This is a genomic window from Paraburkholderia phytofirmans OLGA172 (assembly GCF_001634365.1).
Lineage (GTDB): Bacteria > Pseudomonadota > Gammaproteobacteria > Burkholderiales > Burkholderiaceae > Paraburkholderia.
The window spans coordinates 1,008,707-1,023,814 of the sequence record NZ_CP014579.1 but is presented as its reverse complement, the minus strand read 5'-3'; the positions used below and the strand labels follow the sequence as shown (position 1 = coordinate 1,023,814).

Genomic DNA, 15,108 nt, shown 5'->3' with positions numbered 1-15,108 from the left:
ATTCATGACAATAGGAGAGAGTTGAATGAAAGCATTCCAGGCAATCAAGATGGTCGGCGGCGCGCTGATCGTTCTGGCGTCCGTCAATGCGTACGCGCAAAGCAGCGATGCGGCAGCGTCGGCGGCTCCCATGGCTGCTTCGTCGGCGCCCAGCGCCAAGTCTGTCAAGGCGGCCGACCGTGCGTTGGGACGCAAGGTGCGCACCGCGCTGTCGAAGACCAAGGGCCTGAGCGTGGCCAACATCACGGTGCGCGCGCGTAGCGGCGCAGTGACGCTGGCCGGCACGGTGCCTGAGCAACCGCAGGTCGATCTGGCAACCCAGACCGCGCAAGGCGTGGCGGGCGTGACTTCGGTCAAGAACGCACTGTCGATCCGTCCGGTCGGACAGTAAGCCGCGTCAGCCAGTCCTGGCGCTACACCCGGACGCAACGCTTCGTCACGAGGCAGCGCGTCCGGACCGAAACATCCGGGTTCTTTCCCTGAAGTTGCTAACCCGGCAGTGGTGAACCGATAGTGCTTCATCCATCGAACTCGCGTCGCATTTTCCGCGCGGTCCTGCGTGGCTCAATCCTTCAGATGCAGAACAACCGTCGGTTGCCTTGCCGCCTTCGCCACTGCGTCGGCACAATCCATAGCGCGGACTGACAAAGTCATCGCGCGCCGCATCGGTTCAATCACCAGTCAATCACCCGTCCGCTACGAGCAGCAAGAACACGCAACGAAAGGAAGCCCTGAATGACCACGCCCGCGACCGTTTTGCCCCGCTGGACCATTGCCGCGCCGTTCGTCGCCTGGATCGTGCTGGGCGTCGCGTATGCCTTGCCGGGCAACGGGCTGCTGCTCGCGCTCATCGGGGCAGCACTGTGCGCAGCCGTGTTCACAGCGGTTCACCACGCGGAAGTGGTCGCGCATCGCGTCGGCGAGCCGTTCGGCACCCTGGTGCTGGCGGTGGCCGTGACGGTGATCGAGGTTGCGCTGATCGTTTCGGTGATGTTGACGTCCGGGCCGGAAAAAGCCGGCCTCGCGCGCGACACGGTGTTCGCCGCGGTGATGATCGTCTGCAATGGGATCGTGGGCATTTGCCTGCTGGTGGGCGGCATCCGGCATCGCGAGCAGGACTTTCAGAGTCGTGGCGCCGCGGCCGCGCTGGCGGTGCTCGCGTCGTTGTCCGTGTTGACCCTGGTGATGCCGAACTACACGACGACCCGCGCCGGCCCGGTTTTGTCGTCGTCGCAACTGGCGTTCGCGGGGGTGTCGTCGCTGGTGCTGTATGGGGTGTTCGTGTTCGTCCAGACCGTGCGGCATCGTGACTACTTTCTTGCCGATGTCCCCGATGAGGACGTCCATGCCGCCCCGCCGAGTATGGGTGTCGCGCTGGCAGCCGGCGGCTTGCTGGTGGTGTGCCTGGTCGCCGTCGTGTTGCTCGCGAAAGTGCTCTCGCCAGTGGTCGAAACCGCGGTGAAGAACGCAGGCGCGCCGCCCGCGGTGGTCGGCATTATCATTGCCGCGCTGGTGCTGCTGCCGGAAGGGCTCGCCGCCGTACGCGCAGCGCGGGCCGATCGCTTGCAGAACAGCATGAATCTCGCGCTCGGTTCGGCGCTAGCCAGTATCGGGCTGACGATTCCAACGGTCGCCGTGGTGTTCTTGTGGACCGCTCAGCCGCTCATCCTCGGGATCGACGGCAAGGAAACTGTGCTGCTGGTGCTGACGTTGATCGTCGGCACCCTGACGCTGAGCTCCGGACGCACGACGATCCTGCAAGGCGCCGTGCATCTGTCGTTGTTCGCGGCGTATCTGTTTCTGTCGTTCGCGCCCTGACGATAGGCTTTGGGCCCGCATGCGCGCCAACCATCGGGCGCCTCCTACTCTTCCCAATGCTGCGCAATCCAGTCGCGAAACAGATTCAGCTTCTGCTGATGCGCGCCTGACTCCGGATACACGAAGTAATAGCGCCAGCCGGTCTTGAGCACCGTATCGAACGGCCGCACGAGGCGCTTGGCCGCGACGTCTTCGTCGATCAAGGCAAGGTCGCTGATGGCGACACCGAAGCCCTGTAAAGCTGCGTTGGTCGCCATGTCGAGCGTATCGAAGCTCGGTCCGTGCTCAGCGTCGATCGCCGGCGCATTTGCGGCATTCACCTCGGTCACCTTGGCGAGCCACATCTTCCAGTCGCGATGGTCGCGCGTCGGATGCAGCAGCGTGTGATGCGCCAGATCCGCCACCTTGTCGAGCGGCTTGTCTTTCAGCAGATCGGGCGCGCACACCGGCGTCAGACGCTCCTCGAACAGGGATACCGCCTGCACGTCCACGCCCGGCGACGAGCCATAGATGATCGCCGCATCGAACGGTTCGAGCTGGAAGTCGACGTCGTGCTGCCAGGTCGTGGTGATCTGCACGTGCAGCTCGGGATACTCGGCCTGGAAGCGCATGATCTTCGGCAACATCCAGCGCATCACGCAGGTCGGCACTTTCAGTGCGAGATCGGTGCGTTGACGCGTGAGGCGCAGCGATATCTCCTCGATACGCGCGAAGCTCTCCTTCACGGCCGGCAGCAGCAACTCGCCTTCGGCGGTCAGCGTCAGACCTTTTGCATGGCGTTTGAAGAGCGGGAACTTGTAGTAGTCCTCTAGCGCAATGATTTGCCGGCTCACCGCGCCTTGCGTCAGGCATAGATGGTCCGCCGCGCGCGTGAAGCTGCGATGCCGCGCGACGGTTTCGAAGATCTGCAGCGCATTGAGCGGCGGGAGACGTCGCATCGGGATGAGTCCAGTCGGGATCAGAAAAAATCATTGCACGGGTATGCGGTGTGGTGTGCCGTCACGCCCATTGAACCCACAGGATACGCGATCAGAAGTTCCCAGACGAGTTGCGTGCAGGCAAAAGCGCATGCAATTCACTCATGACCCAGCGGTCAATTCCAGCCTGAGCGCCAGCGCTTGCACCGACTCTGGGCGAATCCTGCCAGCCATCGCACCAGAACCGAGCTTTCCTCATACCTCCCTCCCGCCCGCCCGCCTGAGAAAATCATGGACGTTAACCCCGATATGCCACTGGATTGGCGCTCCCACGGATCGCAGCAAAGCCGCCGCTAGGGTCGCACGACAGCCGGCCCATGAGATTCCATCATGCGCTCCATGCGCATATTTCGTTTGTTGGGGGATTTTGGCAAACCTAGAGTGCATCCATACGCAACGCATCCGGTATCGCGAGAGGCCAGGTGCGACAGGCAGCGCAAATGGGCGATGCAGCGGCAGCGGCAGCGGCAGCGGCAGCGGCAGCGGTCAGAGCGAATATCACCAGGTAACAGGCGTTCAACACAGGAGACCGCCATGCAAGAGATCAAACGGGGTAGAAGGCAGGCCATCAAGGCGATCGGCGCGGCACTCGCGGCGTCCACCTTGCCGATGCCGTTCATCAACCTGCGAGCGCAGGAGCACAACTTCTCCGGCAAGACGCTGCGCCTCTTGACCTGGTCGGACGACACCGGCGCGGCTGCCTTGCGCAACATCGCCGCCACGTTCACGGCGAAGACCGGCGCGAAGGTCATCGCCGACCGCGCCGACGGCACCTCCGGCATGGTCGCCAAGGTCAAGGCCGCGGGCGATCGCCCCACGTACGACGTCATCACGCTGGCCGGCGTCGGCGCGTCGGGTCTCGGCGACGCGGGTCTCCTGATGAAGCCCGATCTCGACAAGCTGCCCAACCTGAAGGACGTCGCGCCGCAATACCGCACGGGCGCGAACGGCTTCGGCGTGGGTTATCTGCTGTGGTCGGATGGCTTGATCTACAACACGTCGACGGTCAAGACGGCGCCGTCTTCGTACGAAGCACTGTGGGACCCGAAGTACGCCGGACGCCTGTTCCTGCCGCCCCCCGAATGGGCCGAAGCGGTGGACCTCGCGATCATCGCCGCGAAAATGAACGGCGGCTCGCAACAGAACATCGAGCCGGGCTTCAGGAAACTGATGCAGCTGAAAGACCACGTGATGACGCTCGGCGAGAACCCGAACCAGGTGGCCGATCTGTTCCGCACCGGCTCGCTCGATATCGGCGGCATTTATTCGCCGGCCTTTTTCCCGGACCAGATCCGCAAGCCCGAGTACAAAATGGGCGTGACCTACGGCATGAAGGAAGGCTTCGCCACGCAACTGATGTTCACGGTGATCCCGAAGTCGCATCCCGCCGACAGCGATCTGATCCACGCCTTCATCAACCATTCGCTCGACGCCGGCGTGCAAGGCCGCATGGCCGCCGACGTGCTGAACGGCCCGGTCAATTCGAAAGCAGTGATTCCCGCCGAAAGCCGCGCGTTCGTGCCGAGCCCGCAGCAGATCGCCGAGAAAGCGATCCTGCATGACGACAAGGCGCTCGCCGTCGTGCAGCCGGCATGGATCAAGCGCTACACCGAAATTTTCTCGGCATGACCGCGATGCTCGCGCGCTTCTCGCGGCGTGTTTCGTCTACGTCGGGTGCGGCATCGGACTCGGCGTCAGGTGATGCGTCAGGCGCGGCTTCCGGTTCGCCCGGCGCTGCATCCGGCGCACCGGACGAGCAGGCGTCCACGGCGCTCGCGAAAGCGCGCCCCTGGCTTCTGCTCGCGCCGATCCTGCTATTTCTCGCCATACTCGGCGCGGCAGCGCTCGTCGTGCTGCGCATGAGCTTCGGCACCCAGGGCAACGAATGGCACGGCTTCACGCTGCAGAACTACGCCGATCTCCTCGATGGCTATTTCCTGAAGTCGTTGTGGCTCACGTTGAAGCTGGCGTTCCAAAGCATGATCTGCGCCGTGTTGCTGGCGATTCCCGTCGCGTTGGCGATGGCGCGCACCAAGTCGCGGCTCGCGCGGCGGCTGTTGCTGGCGGGCGTGCTGCTGCCCTTGCTCGTCAATCTGCTGCTGCAAGGTTATGGCTGGCTGATCATTCTCGGTCCGGCCGGCCTGCTCAATCATGCGCTGCTCGGCAGCGGCCTGGTCGAGCGCCCGGTGATGTGGCTGTATCGCGAACACGGCGTGTTGCTCGGGTTGATTCAGACGGCGTTTCCGCTGGCCGTGCTGCCGTTGTCGAGCGCGATGCGCGCGGTCTCGGGCTCGTATGAAGAAGCCGCGGCCACGCTCGGCGCGACGCGCGGGCAAACACTGCGTCACGTGTTGCTGCCGCTCGCCATGCCGGGTCTCGTGTCCGGCGCGTTGCTCGTGTTCGCCTACAACGCCAGCGCATTCGCGGTGCCCCTGCTGCTCGGCGGACGCCGTGTGCCGATGCTCGCCGTGCTGGTCCACGACCAGGTCGCGCCCCTGCTGAACTGGCCCGCCGCTTCCGCATCGGGCGTCGTATTGATGATCGCGACGCTCACCGTGATGGCGCTGTCGCAGCGTCTCGTGCGCCGTACGCAACGTCTTGCCGAGGAGCCTCACGCATGAGCACGCCGATCCAGACTCCGCGTCTGACGCCTTCACCGCGCCTTCCGCGTTTGCCGCGTTTGCCGACCACCATGCCCGGCCAGCTCGGCAAGGCCACCGCGCTGCTCGCCGCCGTCGTGCTGTTTCTTGCCGCGCTGCCGATCCTGACGATGATCACCATGTCGTTCAGCGCGGCCGACACGCTCGAATTCCCGCCGCACGCCTACGGCTTGCATTGGTACCGCGCGGCGTGGCACAGCTTCGTCTCGCCGGACGCTAGCGACTCGCTCTCCATGGGCGCCGCGCTCAGCACGAGCCTGATCGTTGCGCTCTCGACGATGGTCATCGCCACGCTCGTCTCGGTGCCCGCCGCCTACGCATTGAGCCGTTACCGCTTTCGTGGCAAACCCGCGGTCGAACAACTGGTGGCGTTGCCGCTCGTCTATCCACTGGTGATGCTCGGCCTGTCGCTGCTGCTGGTGTTCAACGTGCTGCCGGTCGAGCTCGGCGTGTTCCGCCTGATCATCGCGCATGTGATTCTGGCGCTGCCGTTCACCGTGAAAAATTGCGCGGCGTCGGTGGCCTCGATCGGCCCGGAGTTCGAGGAAGCGGCCTGCGTGATGGGCGCGAGCCCGAGCCGCGCACTGATCGACGTGATCCTGCCGCTCATGCGCCCCGGCATTCTCGCCGGCATGCTGTTCGCGTTCATCGTCTCGTTCAACGAATTCACGGTGACGTTCTTCCTGTACGGCATCGACACGATGACGCTGCCGGTGTGGCTCTACAGCCGCACGGTGTCGTCGCTCGATCCGACCGTGTTCTGTTTCGCCGTCTTCATCGTCGCGATCGACTTCGCGCTGATCTGGCTGCTCGAAAAGCTGATCGGCGACGAAGGGGTGGCGCTTTGACCACGCTTTCGATTCGCGCTGCGATGACGCCTTTTTGCTGGAGCATTCGATGACCCATCTGACCTTGCAGGCCGTGACCAAGCGCTTCAACGCGGCGTATGCCGTCGACAGCGTCGATCTGAGCGTGCCCGACGGCAAGCTGGTGTGCTTTCTCGGGCCGTCCGGCTGCGGCAAGACCACGCTCTTGCGGATGATCGCCGGGTTGGAAACGCCGAGTTCCGGCAGCATCAACTTTGCTGGCCGCGACATCACGCATCTGCCTGCCAATCAGCGCGACTTTGGCATGGTGTTTCAGTCGCTCGCGCTGTTTCCGCATATGACGGTCGCGCAAAACGTCGCGTATCCGCTCAAGCTGCGCAAGACCGCAAAAGACGCGCAAGCGCGCCGCGTCGCTGAATTGCTGGAGCTGATCCAGTTGCCGCATATGGCGAACCGGCCAGTCACGCAACTCTCCGGCGGCCAGCGGCAACGCGTGGCGATTGCCCGCGCAATCGCATCGCAACCGAAACTGCTGCTGCTCGACGAACCGCTCTCCGCGCTCGACGCCAAACTGCGCGAAGCGATGCAGGTCGAAATCCGCCTGTTGCAACAGCGTCTCGGCATCACGACGATCATGGTGACGCACGACCAGCGCGAAGCGATGACGATGGCCGACGAGATCGTGGTGATGGAGAAAGGCCGGATTGCGCAGGTCGGCAAACCGCTCGATATTTATCGCGACCCGGTCAGCGAATTCGTCGCTGACTTCATCGGGCTCGGCAACATCCTGCCGGTCACCTATGACGGCGCGGGCGGCGTCAGTCTGCCGGGCGGAAGGCGCATTGCAGTTGCGCAACCGGCGCGCGTGCCGGAATCCAGCAGCGACATCCGTCTGCTGATCCGGCCGGAAGACGTGTGCGTCAAATCCGCATCCGACAATGCGTTGCAAAACCGTGCGGGGCAGAACCGGCTCGCGGGCACGGTGACTTTTATCCGCGACGTGGGGGCGTCGCTCGAAGCGACGATCGATTGCGCAGGTTTCACCCTGACTGCCGCGACCACGCCGCGCGAAACACCGGGGCTGACGCTCGGCATGCCGGTATTCGCGGAATTGCCACCGCACGCATGTAAGCTGATCGCCGCACGCGCGGCGCATTGAAGCGCTCACCCTGAATCCCATTCCAACACCGAGTTTTCGACAGAGGACAGACCATGAACCAGCCCCAAGTTGCCCAATCGAACGCACGCCGCGTCTTCGCCACCCTCGCCGCGACGCTCGCCTTCACCGGCCTCGGCGCGCTGTGCGCCTTTTCGTCGGCCGCGCATGCCGACGCGCTCGACAACATCGCCAAGTCCGGCACGGTACGCATCGGCGTATTCGAGGACTACCCGCCGTTCGGCTCGATCGGCCCGGACATGAAGCCGATGGGCTACGACATCGACGTCGCCAACCTGATCGGCCATGCCCTCAACGCGAAAGTCGAACTCGTGCAGGTGACGGGCGACAACCGCATGGCCTACCTCGCCGACCACAAGGCTGACATGCTGCTTTCCGTGGGCCAGACGCCGGAGCGCGAAAAGGTGATCGACTTCTCGCAGCCCTACGCGCCCTACTACCTCGCCGTGTTCGGCCCGAAGACGCTGCCCGTGAAGAACGCCGCCGATCTCGCCGGCAAGTCGATTTCCGTCGCGCGCGGCACGCTGGAAGACCTGAGTGTCAGCAAGATCGCGCCGCCCAGCGCGACCATCAAGCGTTTCGACGATCCTAACGGCGCAATTTCGGCGTTTCTTTCTGGTCAGGTACAGTTGATGGTAGTCGGCAACGACGTCGGCGCAACCATTCTCGCGCGTCATCCGGCGAACGATCCGGAGCAGAAGTTCTCGCTGTTCAGCTCGCCGGACCACGTCGGTTTGAACAAGAACGAGCCGCGTCTGAAGCAGAAAGTCGACGAAACGATTGCCAAGGCCCGCAAGGACGGCACCATGAACGCGATTTCGCAGAAATGGCTGCGTGCGCCGCTGCCGGCCGACCTCTGAACCTTTTTTGCGCGGACTGGCCAAGCCGGTCCCCCAACAGGACTTCCTTCGGGGCGTCTCCCGCAAGGGGGATTCCTTCGAGGCGCCCCCTGAGGGGACTTCCTTCGAGGGCCCCCGAGGGGACTTCCTTCGAGGGCCCCCGAGGGGACTTCCTTCGAGGCCCCCCGAGGAGGATTCCTTCGGGGCGCGCGCTGGAGATTGACCTCACGATGAGTGCCACGCCATGACCTATGCGTTCGATTTCAGCGGCTTCGGCCTCTATGCGGGACTGCTCGCGCGCGGCGTCGCCGTCACGCTGGGGCTGACCGCCGTGTCCACCGTGCTCGGCGGCCTCGTCGGCATTGGCGGCGCGAGCATCGCGGTGGCCGGGCCGAAGTGGGCCCGCTGGGTAGTCGCAACTTACGTCGAGTTGATCCGCAATACGCCCTTCATCGTGCAGTTGTTCTTCATCTTCTTCGGCTTGCCGAGCCTCGGCATTCATATCGACGAAGTGCAGGCCGCGATTCTGGCGATGACCGTCAATCTCGGCGCCTACGCGATCGAAATCGTGCGCGCCGGGATCGATTCGATTTCGCGCGGCCAGGTGCAGGCGGCGCAAGCGCTCGGCCTGCATGGACGGCAAGTGTTTCGCTACGTCGTGCTGCCGCAGGCGATTGCCAACGTGTTTCCCGCGCTGTTAAGCCAGGTGCTGATCGTGATGCTCGGCTCGGCGGTGGTCTCGCAGATCTCGGTGCCCGATCTGACCTACGCGGCCAACTTCATCCAGTCGCGCAACTTCCGCTCGTTCGAGAGCTACCTGATCATCACCGCGACGTATCTGGTGTTGTCGATCGTGTTGCGGCAGCTCATGAACCGGCTCGGCCGCAACCTCTTCGCGGGCCGCGCGGCTCGCAGCGGCAGCAGCGGCAGCGCGCCGCGTAACTGGCGCACCCGCCTGATGTGGCGCGCCGCCCGCACTCTGCCGACGGAGCGTTGATCATGGTCGAATTCACGCTGTGGGACATCGCCCGCAATCTGTTGTTCGCCGCCCGCTGGACGGTGTTGTTGTCGCTGATCGCGTTTTTCGGCGGCGGCATTGTCGGGCTGATCCTGCTCGCAATGCGCGTGTCGCCGTTGCCGTGGTTGCGGCGGATCGTGGTGGTGTATGTGGAAGTGTTTCAGGGCACGCCGCTGCTGATGCAGCTGTTTCTGGCGTTCTTCGGTCTGCCGTTGCTAGGTGTCGACGTCTCGCCCTGGGTCGCGGCAGCCGTCACGCTGACGCTTTATACCAGCGCTTATCTGGTCGATATCTGGCGCGGCTGCGTGGAAGCCGTGCCGCGTGGTCAATGGGCCGCCGGGGCGAGTCTGGGCATGACGTTCAGCCAGCAACTGCGCTACATCATCTGGCCGCAGGCGCTGAAGATCGCCGTAGCGCCGACGGTCGGCTTCCTCGTGCAGGTGGTGAAGAGCACGGCGCTCGCGTCGATCATCGGCTTCACGGAATTGACCAAGACCGGCACGATGATCACGAACGCCGCATTCCGCCCGTTTCCGATCTACGGCATGGTCGCGATGATTTACTTCGCGATGTGTTTCCCATTGACGTGGTATGCGCGCGTGCTGGAGAAGCGGGCAAAGGTGGGACAGCACCGGTAACGCTTTCTGCGGGTCCACAAAAAGCTTCTGCGGGTCCACAAAAAAGCGGCAACCGTTTTGCATGGTTGCCGCTTTTTTTTGTTGCCAGCCCGATGGTTCTAGCGCGCCGCCTGGGTCGACTTCCGCAACTTCGCCACGTCAGCCGCCGTGACCGCCGAGCCACCGTTATTCCACCCGGCTCGCACAAAGGTCAGCACATCGGCGATCTGCTGGTCGTTGAGCACCGGCGCGTACTTCGGCATTGGATACGGCGCGGGAATGCCGCCGATCACCAGATCCTCCGTGCCGTTCAGCGTCACGTTGATCAGCGAGGACGGATCCTTCTCCAGCACGTTCGGATTGCCGGCTAACGGCGCCAGCATCGGCGCAAAGCCGCGCCCATCGACGCCATGGCAGTGCATGCAATACGCCGTATAAACGCGCGCACCGGCATCGTTGGCAGGACGGGTCAACGACACTTTCGTCGCCTGTGGGTCATACGTATAAGGCGGCGCGCCACTGCCGCCCGCCGGCGGGATCGACTTCAGGTATGTGGACATCGCGGCGATGTCGGTGTCGTTCAAGCCCTGCGTGCTGTTGTTGATCACACTGGTCATCGAACCGAACGCCGATGCATGGCGATTGGCGCCGGTCTTCAGGAACGCCTGCAGATCCTGATTGTTCCAGCGCCCCAGGCCGGCGTTGTGCTCGCCCGTCAGGTTCGCCGCGAACCAGCCGTCCAGCAGGCCGCCAGTCAGGAACGCGCTGCCGCTTTCATCCAGCGCCTTCTCCTGGAACGCAATGCCGCGCGGCGTATGACACGACCCGCAATGCCCCAGACCCTGGATCAGATACGCGCCACGATTCCACGCGACATCTTTGCCCGGCTTGTCCTGATAGACGCCCTTCTCCACGAACACCATGTTCCAGAACTTCAACGGCCAGCGCATGTTCAACGGCCATTTGATGTCCGGCTCGCGGTTCGCCTGCTGTACCGGCACGACGCCGCTCATGAAGTACGCGTACAGCGCTTTCATGTCGTCGTCGTTGACCTTCGCATACGACGGATACGGCATCGCCGGATACAGGTTATGACCGTCTTTCGCGACGCCTTCGCGCATCGCTTTCGCAAAGTCCTCTTCCGTGTAATTGCCGATGCCGGTTTGCTGATCCGGCGTGATGTTGGTGGTGTAGATCTGGCCCATCGGCGTGGTCATCGGCAGGCCGCCCGCGAACGGTTTGCCCTTCGGCGCCGTATGGCAAGCGACGCAGTCGCCAAGCTTCGCCAGATAGGCGCCGCGCTGCACCAGCGCCTGATCCGCTGCTTGCGCCGGGGTTTGCATCAGGAACGGCAATGCCACGCACAGCGCCACGCCGAAACCCTTGAGTGTGTCTTTCATGTTGGTCTCCTGTCGATGCAAAGCACTTACTCCGATCCCATGCAAAGCCGTCAAGCGGTTTGTAGTTGGCTACCGACTGGCAATTGCCGCAGCCGCTTGCCGGTGGCCGCGTAAATCGCGTTCGTCAGAGCGGGGGCGAGCGCCGCCGTGCCCGGCTCGCCGATGCCGCCAGGCGCCTCGCCGCTCTTCACGATATGCACCTCGATAGGCGGTGTTTGATCGATCCGCAGCATCCGGTAGTCGGTGAAGTTGTTCTGCTCCACGCGGCCGTTCTTGATCGTGATCTCACTGTAGAGCGCGGCCGTAATGCCAAAGATGATGCCGCCTTGCACCTGCGCTTCGATCGTGTTCGGATTCACCACCATCCCGCAATCGACCGCGCACACCACCCGCTTGACGGCCACCTCGCCCTGATCGACCGCCACGTCGACAACGATCGAGAAGAAGCTGCCGAACGCATGCATCACCGACACGCCACGCCCCTGGCCCTTCGGCACCGCACTGCCCCAGTTCGCCGCCTGCGCGGCGGTGTTGAGCACGTTCAGCGCGCGTGGCGTTTTGCCGAGCAGATCCTGGCGGTATTTGACCGGATCGACTTTCGCCTGCGCGGCGAGTTCGTCGATGAAGCTCTCGACCACGAAGGTGCCGCGCGTCGGCCCCACGCCGCGCCAGAATGCGGTGGGAACCGCATGCGGTTCCTGCCGCACATAATCGACCAACTGATTCGGCAGATCGTACGGCAGGTCGGAGGCGACTTCCACCGCATCGGGATCAAGGCCATTCTTGAACGCCGGCGGCGCGAAACGCGCCAGGATCGACGAGCCGACAATCCGATGCTGCCACGCGATCGGCTTGCCGTTCGCGTCGAGCCCGGCGGAGATCTTGTCGTAGTAGTACGGCCGGTACATGTCGTGCTGGATGTCTTCTTCGCGCGTCCACAATACCTTCACCGGCGTCGACACCTGTTTGCCGATCTTGACCGCCTGCGTGACCATGTCGAACTCGAGCCGCCGGCCGAAGCCGCCGCCGAGCAGATGGTTGTGCACGACGATCTTGTCCGCCGGCAAACCCGTGACGGCAACCGCCGCGTCGACCACCCGCGTCGGCACTTGCGAGCCGATCCAGATCTCGCAGCCGTCAGGCCGCACGTGCACCGTGCAGTTGATCGGTTCCATCGTGGCGTGCGCAAGGAACGGCTGCTGATACACGGCGTCGACGCGTGTCTTCGCGTTTGAAAACGCGTTGTTCACGTCACCGTCTTTACGCGCCACCGCACCATTGCGCTGCGAGGCATTGGCGAGATCGTCGACGATCTGCTTCATCCCGATCTGCGCGCCCGCGCCTTCGTTCCATTTGATATCCAGCGCCTGCAAACCGCGTTTGGCGGCCCACGTGTGATCGCCGATCACGGCGACCGCGTTATCAACTTTGACGACCTGGCGCACACCGGGGATTTTCTTCGCATTGGTATCGTCGACGCTGGCGAGCGTGCCGCCGAACACCGGGCAGTTCGCGATGGCCGCGTAGACCATGTCGGGCACGCGCACGTCCAGTCCGAACATGGCGGTGCCGTCCACTTTCTCCGGCGAATCGAGGCGTTTGACCGCGGTGCCGATCAGCTTGAAATCTTTCGGATCTTTCAACGGCACGTTCTGTGGCGCGGGCAGCTTCGCCGCGGCGTTCACCAACTGTCCGTAACCGATGCTGCGATTGCTCGCCGCATGAATCACCTGCCCGGCTTGCGCATGGCAGCTGGCCGGATCGACTTGCCATTGCTGCGCGGCGGCGCTGATCAGTACGGTGCGTGCGGCCGCGCCGGCACGGCGCATCGGCTCCCAGGCATAGCGGATCGACGTCGAACCGCCCGTGAGCTGGCCGCCGAGCAGCGGGTCCATGAAGAGCTTTTCGTTCGGTGGCGCGTGGTCGAGCGTGACCGTGTCGAGCGGCACTTCGAGCTCTTCGGCGATCAGCATCGGGATCGACGTGTAGACGCCTTGCCCCATTTCGACCTTCGGAATCACCAGCGTGACCTTGCCCGCCGTGTCGATCTGGATGAAGGCGTTCGGCGCGAACACACCATTCTGCGCTGCTTCATCCCCATCGCCGCCGATGACCGATTTGCCCGCCTTCTGATCCTGACTGGCGGCCGGCATGCTGAAGCCGAGCAGCAAGCCGCCGCCGCTTGCCGCGCCCACCGTGACGCCGAACTTCAGGAACGTGCGGCGTGTGATGCCGCCCTTGCCACGCTTCGGCGGCTGCGCGCCGCTTTGTGCATCGAGCAATCCCCGGGACATGTCAGGCTCCCTTCGCGGCTTGCTTGATCGCCGCGCGAATTCGGTTGTACGTCCCACAGCGGCAAATGTTGCCGGCCATGGCGGCGTCGATATCCGCGTCGGTCGGATTGGGGTTGCTCGCGATCAGCGATGCCGCCGACATCACCTGCCCCGACTGACAGTAGCCGCATTGCACGACGTCCAGCTGACGCCATGCCTGCTGCACCTTCTCCCCGGCCGGCGTGCTGCCGACCGCTTCGATGGTGGTGATTTTCTTGTCGCCGACAGCCGCCGCCGGCAGCACGCACGAGCGCACCGCGACGCCATCGAGATGCACGGTGCATGCGCCGCATTGAGCGATGCCGCAACCGAACTTGGTGCCGGTCAAGCCGACGAGGTCGCGTAAGACCCACAGCAGGGGCATGTCGGGCGGCGCGTCGACAGTATGAGTCTGGCCGTTGATATTGAACGTTGTCATGGGCGGCTCCGGGTGGGGATTATTGTTTGTCAGGCGTCTGTCTAGGCAGAAACGTCGAACCAAAACGCACAGACTTGCCGTGTTTATTCGACAGGTCGTGCTAGTGCGCGACGCGGTTGCAGTTCAATGCGTGCAGTAAATGATGCGCAGCGCGATTGCGCTGGAAAAGACCGGAGAATTGTAGCCGTGGACAAAGAAGTTCGCAGATAGCGCGGGCATGTCCGCAATGTGTCCACGCGGCGAAAAGGGCGCGGCTGCCGCCCCTGCCGGAAGTGAAACGGGATTCAAATCAATGCGTTACCATTGCCGCATTGGCTTGATCTGACGCGCTTCACATACGTGCCTCATTCTTATTGATGCGTCCTGATGCGATTTTGTTAGCATGGATCTGGCTTGACCCGATCGCCCGGCTTGATCCGGCATGACTATCCGAAGGAGCGGCAAGATGAACGACCAGCAATGCATTCAATTCCTCTCGGAAATTCGCAAACCGCTATTGGCGCTGCATAAGTCGATTCTCGATCACGAGCGCGCGTCGTACGAAAAGGAATACGGTCCCGTGACGCCGGCGGCCTTCCTGCAGGTGCTCATCAACGGTTCGGGGTTCCGCTGGCTCACGCCGCTCTCCACGGTGATCGCAAACGTCGACGAGATTCTCGACGACAAGGAAGCAGAGGCTGCCGATCGGCTCGCCGCTGCCGAAGCCGTCACCGGCCTCTTTTCTCCCGACCAGCCCGATAACGCGTTCCTGCCGCGCTACTTGCCGCTCCTGCAAGCCGACCCGGCGATCCTCCATCACCACGGCCAGGTTTCGCAATTGCTGCGCGGCACTGAAGCGAAGTAGCCGGCGGCGCGTGACTTCGCCTGGGCTTCGTTGACGTTGGCTGGACGCCGTCGCTGTGGTTGAACACGGCAGTACGGCGTCCAGTGATGGTTGAGACTTCGGCTCCCGGATTCTCTCACCTTTGCCACGCGCGCATTTCGATCGATCACGCGTCGCCACGTCGAATACAGAATCGACGCG

The 15,108-nt window shown here is 63.5% G+C and carries 14 protein-coding genes; 10 read left to right on the top strand and 4 right to left on the bottom strand.

The window, feature by feature from the left end:
• Positions 1-25 precede the first annotated feature (25 nt).
• Positions 26-391 (top strand): BON domain-containing protein, encoded by a 366-nt coding sequence (locus AYM40_RS24855; protein WP_063498860.1) that lies wholly within the window; start codon positions 26-28, stop codon positions 389-391.
• 344 nt (positions 392-735) lie between these two features.
• Positions 736-1,818, top strand: coding sequence for a calcium:proton antiporter (locus AYM40_RS24850; protein WP_063498859.1), 1,083 nt, complete (start codon positions 736-738; stop codon positions 1,816-1,818).
• A 44-nt stretch (positions 1,819-1,862) separates the two neighbouring features.
• Here the strand turns inward: AYM40_RS24850 and AYM40_RS24845 are convergent, their stop codons facing one another.
• A complete protein-coding gene (locus tag AYM40_RS24845; RefSeq protein ID WP_063498858.1) occupies positions 1,863-2,756 on the bottom strand; it encodes a LysR substrate-binding domain-containing protein in 894 nt (297 codons plus the stop codon).
• 573 nt (positions 2,757-3,329) lie between these two features.
• Here AYM40_RS24845 and AYM40_RS24840 point away from each other — a divergent pair.
• The 7 genes from AYM40_RS24840 to AYM40_RS24810 all read left to right on the top strand — a co-directional run bounded on the left by AYM40_RS24840 (position 3,330) and on the right by AYM40_RS24810 (position 9,954).
• Positions 3,330-4,424 (top strand): ABC transporter substrate-binding protein, encoded by a 1,095-nt coding sequence (locus AYM40_RS24840; RefSeq protein WP_063498857.1) that lies wholly within the window; start codon positions 3,330-3,332, stop codon positions 4,422-4,424.
• A 5-nt stretch (positions 4,425-4,429) separates the two neighbouring features.
• Positions 4,430-5,416 (top strand): ABC transporter permease, encoded by a 987-nt coding sequence (locus tag AYM40_RS24835; protein WP_063500677.1) that lies wholly within the window; start codon positions 4,430-4,432, stop codon positions 5,414-5,416.
• Positions 5,413-6,303, top strand: a complete 891-nt coding sequence (locus AYM40_RS24830; RefSeq protein WP_063498856.1) for an ABC transporter permease — start codon at positions 5,413-5,415, stop codon at positions 6,301-6,303. The genes AYM40_RS24835 and AYM40_RS24830 overlap by 4 nt, the downstream gene beginning before the upstream one ends.
• A gap of 49 nt (positions 6,304-6,352) precedes the next feature.
• Positions 6,353-7,441, top strand: a complete 1,089-nt coding sequence (locus tag AYM40_RS24825; RefSeq protein ID WP_063498855.1) for an ABC transporter ATP-binding protein — start codon at positions 6,353-6,355, stop codon at positions 7,439-7,441.
• Positions 7,442-7,494: 53 nt separating this feature from the next.
• Positions 7,495-8,319 carry a transporter substrate-binding domain-containing protein gene (locus AYM40_RS24820; RefSeq protein WP_063498854.1) on the top strand — a complete coding sequence of 275 codons (825 nt, stop codon included), beginning with the start codon at positions 7,495-7,497 and terminating at the stop codon, positions 8,317-8,319.
• A 223-nt stretch (positions 8,320-8,542) separates the two neighbouring features.
• A complete protein-coding gene (locus tag AYM40_RS24815) occupies positions 8,543-9,295 on the top strand; it encodes an amino acid ABC transporter permease (protein ID WP_063498853.1) in 753 nt (250 codons plus the stop codon).
• A 2-nt stretch (positions 9,296-9,297) separates the two neighbouring features.
• Positions 9,298-9,954 carry an amino acid ABC transporter permease gene (locus tag AYM40_RS24810; RefSeq protein WP_063498852.1) on the top strand — a complete coding sequence of 219 codons (657 nt, stop codon included), beginning with the start codon at positions 9,298-9,300 and terminating at the stop codon, positions 9,952-9,954.
• Between the two features lie 98 nt (positions 9,955-10,052).
• Here AYM40_RS24810 and AYM40_RS24805 read toward each other — a convergent pair whose 3' ends face one another.
• Genes AYM40_RS24805 through AYM40_RS24795 form a run of 3 tightly spaced genes read right to left on the bottom strand, consistent with a single transcriptional unit; the run spans position 10,053 to position 14,084 of the window.
• Complete coding sequence (locus tag AYM40_RS24805) at positions 10,053-11,333, bottom strand: c-type cytochrome (RefSeq protein WP_063498851.1); 1,281 nt, start codon at positions 11,331-11,333, stop codon at positions 10,053-10,055.
• A gap of 50 nt (positions 11,334-11,383) precedes the next feature.
• Positions 11,384-13,627, bottom strand: coding sequence for a xanthine dehydrogenase family protein molybdopterin-binding subunit (locus tag AYM40_RS24800; RefSeq protein WP_063498850.1), 2,244 nt, complete (start codon positions 13,625-13,627; stop codon positions 11,384-11,386).
• A 1-nt stretch (position 13,628) separates the two neighbouring features.
• Entirely contained in the window at positions 13,629-14,084 is a 456-nt protein-coding gene (locus AYM40_RS24795) for a (2Fe-2S)-binding protein (RefSeq protein ID WP_063498849.1), read from the bottom strand.
• Positions 14,085-14,529: 445 nt separating this feature from the next.
• Here AYM40_RS24795 and AYM40_RS24790 point away from each other — a divergent pair, with 445 nt between their 5' ends.
• Positions 14,530-14,928 (top strand): hypothetical protein, encoded by a 399-nt coding sequence (locus AYM40_RS24790; protein WP_063498848.1) that lies wholly within the window; start codon positions 14,530-14,532, stop codon positions 14,926-14,928.
• The last annotated feature ends 180 nt before the right edge of the window (positions 14,929-15,108 follow it).

What these genes read in the sequence shown, in the direction of transcription:
- AYM40_RS24800 (WP_063498850.1), bottom strand. Translation starts at nt 13,627, where the DNA reads ATGTCCCGGGGATTGCTCGATGCACAAAGCGGCGCGCAGCCGCCGAAG.
- AYM40_RS24845 (WP_063498858.1), bottom strand. Translation starts at nt 2,756, where the DNA reads ATGCGACGTCTCCCGCCGCTCAATGCGCTGCAGATCTTCGAAACCGTC.
- AYM40_RS24795 (WP_063498849.1), bottom strand. Translation starts at nt 14,084, where the DNA reads ATGACAACGTTCAATATCAACGGCCAGACTCATACTGTCGACGCGCCG.
- AYM40_RS24790 (WP_063498848.1), top strand. Translation starts at nt 14,530, where the DNA reads ATGAACGACCAGCAATGCATTCAATTCCTCTCGGAAATTCGCAAACCG.
- AYM40_RS24850 (WP_063498859.1), top strand. Translation starts at nt 736, where the DNA reads ATGACCACGCCCGCGACCGTTTTGCCCCGCTGGACCATTGCCGCGCCG.
- AYM40_RS24835 (WP_063500677.1), top strand. Translation starts at nt 4,430, where the DNA reads ATGCTCGCGCGCTTCTCGCGGCGTGTTTCGTCTACGTCGGGTGCGGCA.
- AYM40_RS24825 (WP_063498855.1), top strand. Translation starts at nt 6,353, where the DNA reads ATGACCCATCTGACCTTGCAGGCCGTGACCAAGCGCTTCAACGCGGCG.
- AYM40_RS24815 (WP_063498853.1), top strand. Translation starts at nt 8,543, where the DNA reads ATGACCTATGCGTTCGATTTCAGCGGCTTCGGCCTCTATGCGGGACTG.
- AYM40_RS24855 (WP_063498860.1), top strand. Translation starts at nt 26, where the DNA reads ATGAAAGCATTCCAGGCAATCAAGATGGTCGGCGGCGCGCTGATCGTT.
- AYM40_RS24805 (WP_063498851.1), bottom strand. Translation starts at nt 11,333, where the DNA reads ATGAAAGACACACTCAAGGGTTTCGGCGTGGCGCTGTGCGTGGCATTG.
- AYM40_RS24810 (WP_063498852.1), top strand. Translation starts at nt 9,298, where the DNA reads ATGGTCGAATTCACGCTGTGGGACATCGCCCGCAATCTGTTGTTCGCC.
- AYM40_RS24840 (WP_063498857.1), top strand. Translation starts at nt 3,330, where the DNA reads ATGCAAGAGATCAAACGGGGTAGAAGGCAGGCCATCAAGGCGATCGGC.
- AYM40_RS24820 (WP_063498854.1), top strand. Translation starts at nt 7,495, where the DNA reads ATGAACCAGCCCCAAGTTGCCCAATCGAACGCACGCCGCGTCTTCGCC.
- AYM40_RS24830 (WP_063498856.1), top strand. Translation starts at nt 5,413, where the DNA reads ATGAGCACGCCGATCCAGACTCCGCGTCTGACGCCTTCACCGCGCCTT.